4 protein-coding genes and 1 pseudogene are annotated in these 4,424 nt (G+C 43.7%); 3 read left to right on the top strand and 2 right to left on the bottom strand.

All coding sequences use genetic code 11. From position 1 onward, the window contains the following. Window positions 1-55: 55 nt before the first annotated feature. A complete protein-coding gene (locus tag VIP81_RS14160) occupies window positions 56-892 on the bottom strand; it encodes a transketolase (RefSeq protein ID WP_331961705.1) in 837 nt (278 codons plus the stop codon). A gap of 388 nt (window positions 893-1,280) precedes the next feature. On the opposite strand from VIP81_RS14160, the gene VIP81_RS14155 reads away from it, so the two are divergent. After that, entirely contained in the window at window positions 1,281-2,198 is a 918-nt protein-coding gene (locus tag VIP81_RS14155) for an MraY family glycosyltransferase (protein ID WP_331961702.1), read from the top strand. Window positions 2,199-2,320: 122 nt separating this feature from the next. Further along, window positions 2,321-2,884 (top strand): ribosome recycling factor, encoded by a 564-nt coding sequence (frr, locus tag VIP81_RS14150; protein WP_331961699.1) that lies wholly within the window; start codon window positions 2,321-2,323, stop codon window positions 2,882-2,884. Between the two features lie 98 nt (window positions 2,885-2,982). Here the strand turns inward: frr and VIP81_RS14145 are convergent, their stop codons facing one another. Further along, window positions 2,983-3,891 (bottom strand): DMT family transporter, encoded by a 909-nt coding sequence (locus VIP81_RS14145; protein ID WP_331961696.1) that lies wholly within the window; start codon window positions 3,889-3,891, stop codon window positions 2,983-2,985. Between the two features lie 117 nt (window positions 3,892-4,008). Here VIP81_RS14145 and VIP81_RS14140 point away from each other — a divergent pair. Continuing rightward, window positions 4,009-4,424, top strand: a pseudogene (locus tag VIP81_RS14140) (polyphosphate kinase); the annotation flags it as partial.

Below are 4,424 nucleotides of genomic sequence, written 5' to 3'. Positions count from 1 at the left end.
AAAAGGGATCGTATAACAATTATACGATCCCTTTTAACTTTTTTAAGACTGACGTTTAGTAGTCACCCAGTGTTTCTGGCAACTGTGCCAGTGCTTTGGCCAGTTGTTCGTCGCTCGGAGCGATACCATGCCATTCGTGGTGTCCTTCCATGAAGTCAACTCCCTGGCCCATGACGGTTTTCATGATGATAGCAATAGGTTTGCCCTGACCAGTCAAGCCTTTAGCTTTTTCGAGGGTAGCTACAACATCATCCATATCATTGCCATTCATATGGAGTACGTGCCATCCGAATACTTCGAATTTAGCACCTACATCGCCTAATCCGGCAACGTCATCAGTAGTCCCATCTATTTGTTGGCCGTTAAGATCCACGGTGATGATCAGGTTATCTACTTTATGGTGTGGTGCAAACATTACAGATTCCCAGATCTGTCCTTCTTCCAGTTCGCCATCTCCGTGCAGGGAGAACACCAGGTTTTTATCGTTATTCAGTTTTTTTGCGAGTGCTGCACCTATAGCCACGCTCATGCCCTGGCCCAGGGAGCCGGAGGCAATACGTACACCTGGTAAGTGTTCGTGTGTGGTGGGATGACCCTGCAGGCGGGAATTCAGCTTGCGGAAAGTACTCAGTTCCTGTACAGGAAAGTATCCTGAACGAGCCAGGGCACTGTAGAAAACAGGAGATATATGACCGTTGGAGAGGAAAAACAGATCCTGGTTTTTACCGTCCATATCAAAAGGTTCAGGCTTATGATCCATTACCTTGAAATACAGTGCAGTTAAGAAGTCTGCACAACCTAATGATCCTCCGGGATGTCCGCTTTGAACACCATGTACCATCCGTACAATATCTCTTCTGACCTGAGTAGCAATATCTTTGAGCTGTGGCATGATAGTTGTTAATTTTTGTGCCGCAAAACTAATAGAATTTCGTAGAATTTGTGGCTGTTGAACTTTTTTTTTGCGATCTCAAAGTATTAAAAAAGTTGATTTTTTTAACGTTTCTTTTCACATTTCATTGAAATTAATATCTTTGCACAATTAAGCCCCACTAATGGAGAATGTATTAATTGCTACCGTCCTAAGTTTTGTGGTTACCTATTTTTCGATTCCAATACTAATCAGAGTCGCGGAATTAAAGCATCTATACGACGAACCGGACGAACGAAAGACGCACAAACAGCGTATACCAACGCTCGGGGGAATCGGTTTTTTCTCCGGATTTATAATTGCAGCTGCGATCTGTGTACCTGCTATGGCTAATTCGCCATTTCAGTACATGATGGCCGCATTCTTTATTATTTTCATGGTTGGTATGAAAGATGATATCGTAGGGCTGTCACCGTTAAAGAAATTAATAGGGCAGCTGGCCGCATCTTTTGCCATCATCTACCTCGGCAACCTGCAAATCACCAGTATGTACGGATTCATGGGAATCTATACATTACCTCCCAATATCAGCCTTATGCTGACGTATTTCACCTTTATCGTAGTTATTAATGCCTTTAACCTGATCGATGGTGTAGACGGGCACGCCGGTAGCATTGGGTTGCTGGTAAGTGCTGTGTTGGGTGCTTATTTCCTGCACGTAGGTGAAATTACCTATGCCGTAATAGGTTTTGCACTGGCAGGGGGGCTGGCTAGTTTCCTGATTTATAACATCTCTCCGGCCCGCATTTTCATGGGCGATACAGGATCTCTGTTGATAGGACTGGTTAATGCCGTGCTGATACTCAAATTTATTGATGTGGCAGGAAATCCTGTCGGTAAAATGCCTATTTCGGCTACACCAGCAGTGGCTTTTGCTATCCTGATAGTGCCCTTATTTGATACCTTACGCGTATTTGCCGTACGTATGATACAGGGAAGATCTCCTTTCTCTGCCGACAGGAATCATATTCATCACTACCTGCTTGACCTGAAACTGAATCACCGTCAAACCACCCTCGTTTCTGTTGCTATTAATGCATCTTATATCCTGGGCGCATTTGTACTACAGGGGATGGGAGCTACCTGGTTACTGATGGTAGTTGTAGGTTCCGCTACCTTTTTTACAGGTATGTTATATCTGGTCCGTAGGAAGAAACTGGCCGTACAGGCGATACCTGAGCCAATTGTTCAGCCAGCAGCAACTACCGCAAAAGAATCTACCAAAATATTGCGTGTTACAACAGAGGGTGTACTACAGGATAAATAATAATCATCAGAATAACTTACTGTAAAAGCTTATTGCAGGCATTTCTCCTTCCATTATCGGGTGCGTTACTTTGACGATTAAAAGAAAACCTGTAGGTTTGCACGCACTTAACTATTTATGTTATGCAAGATGATCTAACGCTTATCATTGATGAGGCAGCAGACTCGATGAAAAAAGCTATCGGGCACCTGGAATTGGAGCTTACAAAAATCAGAGCTGGAAAAGCTAATCCGCAAATACTGGATGGTATTTTCGTTGACTATTATGGCGCGCCAACCGCACTGAACCAGGTAGCTAACGTGAGTGTTGCTGATGCACGTACCCTGACGATACAACCATGGGAAAAAAACATGCTGCAGCCTATTGAAAGGGCTATTATCGCATCTAATATTGGTCTTAATCCACAAAATGACGGTATTATTATTCGTTTATTCCTCCCACCGCTGACAGAAGAACGCAGGAAGGAATTTGTGAAAAGAGTAAATAACGAAGGCGAACAGGCAAAAGTAGCCGTACGTAGTATCCGCCGTGATGCCATCGAATCGGTAAAGAAATTACAAAAAGACGGTTTAAGTGAAGACACTGCCAAGGATGCCGAAGCAGAAATCCAAACAATGACCGACAAACATATTGTGCTGATTGACAGACATTGTGAAGTGAAAGAGAAAGAAATTATGGCTATTTAAGCCACCACTGCTTTCAGCCGGTAAATATTAAAGCGGAGATATCAAAGGATGCTTATCCATTTGGTATCTCCGCTTCGTTTTTGATTCATTCCTATCGCTTACCGGGCCTGCTCCTGGAGTTTAGTTGACGCTGGTACCCTGCTGGCCCGGTTTACCAGGTATACGCCCAGTAAAATGATGCCCATACTTAGTATTTGCACCCAGGTGATGGATTCATGCGCCAGCAAGCCCCAACCTACCGCCACTAACGGTAACGCATATGCTACCATAGAAGCCATCATAGAACCTGCCCGTTTGATCAGCAGAAAAAACAGGACCGCCGCTACACCCGTACCCATTACTCCGAGTACTATACCAGCCGAAAGAGAGCGCCATGGCGCATTGGGTTGGGTAAACTGTGGAAAGAAATTGCTAAACCAAAGTATCGGGAATGTACATATGGCACAAAAAAACATGGCAATGGAACCCAACTGCAGCGAGGAGAATCCCTTGAGCTGATGATGAACAATACTGATGTTCACCCCATAACTAATCGTTGCGAGAATAACCAGGAAGGCGTAATACCAGTGCCCGTTCGTATTAATACCTTTGGAGGTGAACAGAAAAACTACCCCCAGCAATCCAACAAATATCCCCGTGAGTTGCGCTTTTTTAAACGGGCTTTTAAAGAGAATAATCCCGGATAACAAAGCCATCAAAGGAGTCAGTGCATTTAAGATGCCTGCCAGGGAACTGTCTATTTCTGTTTCTGCCAAGCAGAAAAGAAACGCAGGAATACCATTTCCCAGGATACCGGAGAGCAGAATAACCGGCAATTTACTCACAGGCGTTTGCCGTAATGCTTTTGGTAAAAAAGGTAACAGTGCAATACCTGCCGCCACCAACCTTAAACTGGCGACCTGGTAGGATGTGAATGATTCCAGCCCAATCTTCATTAATATAAAGGAACTGCCCCAGGTGAGTGAGAGCAAAATGAAAACTCCCCACTGAGCGAAACGTTGATGCATAGTTATAGATTTCGACTACAAAGGTGCAGGTATCGGGATCATTCAGCAAAATATAAATCGTGTTATCGCAACACTTCTGATTTGATTTTGTTAAATTTATTTATAAGAATGCAATACATGAGTAAAATCAAATTGTCAGCTATCAGCACGACTGCTCCTAAAAAGCTCGATAAAGAAAAGATAAAGGCAAAAACCCAGGAGATATTACAAGAACTCGATGAACTGCAAAACCTATTATATGCACAGCATAAATACAGTGTACTATTGGTGGTACAGGGAATGGATGCCAGCGGAAAAGATGGGGTGATCAAAAATGTTACCGGTACCCTGAACCCGCAAGGCTGTACGGTACACTCCTTTAAAGCGCCCAGCACAGAAGAGTCGGAACATGATTTTTTATGGAGAGTACATCAGCATGCACCCGGAAAAGGCATGATACAGGTGTTCAATCGTTCGCATTATGAAGATATCCTGATACAACGTGTACACAAATGGATAGACGAAAAAATGGTGCACAAGCGGATGGAAGCGAT

It is taken from the genome of Chitinophaga sp., from assembly GCF_036566945.1.
GTDB lineage: Bacteria > Bacteroidota > Bacteroidia > Chitinophagales > Chitinophagaceae > Chitinophaga.
This window is presented reverse-complemented; position numbering and strand designations above follow the sequence as displayed.

What these genes read in the sequence shown, in the direction of transcription:
- VIP81_RS14155 (WP_331961702.1), top strand. Translation starts at nt 1,281, where the DNA reads ATGATGGCCGCATTCTTTATTATTTTCATGGTTGGTATGAAAGATGAT.
- frr (WP_331961699.1), top strand. Translation starts at nt 2,321, where the DNA reads ATGCAAGATGATCTAACGCTTATCATTGATGAGGCAGCAGACTCGATG.
- VIP81_RS14160 (WP_331961705.1), bottom strand. Translation starts at nt 892, where the DNA reads ATGCCACAGCTCAAAGATATTGCTACTCAGGTCAGAAGAGATATTGTA.
- VIP81_RS14145 (WP_331961696.1), bottom strand. Translation starts at nt 3,891, where the DNA reads ATGCATCAACGTTTCGCTCAGTGGGGAGTTTTCATTTTGCTCTCACTC.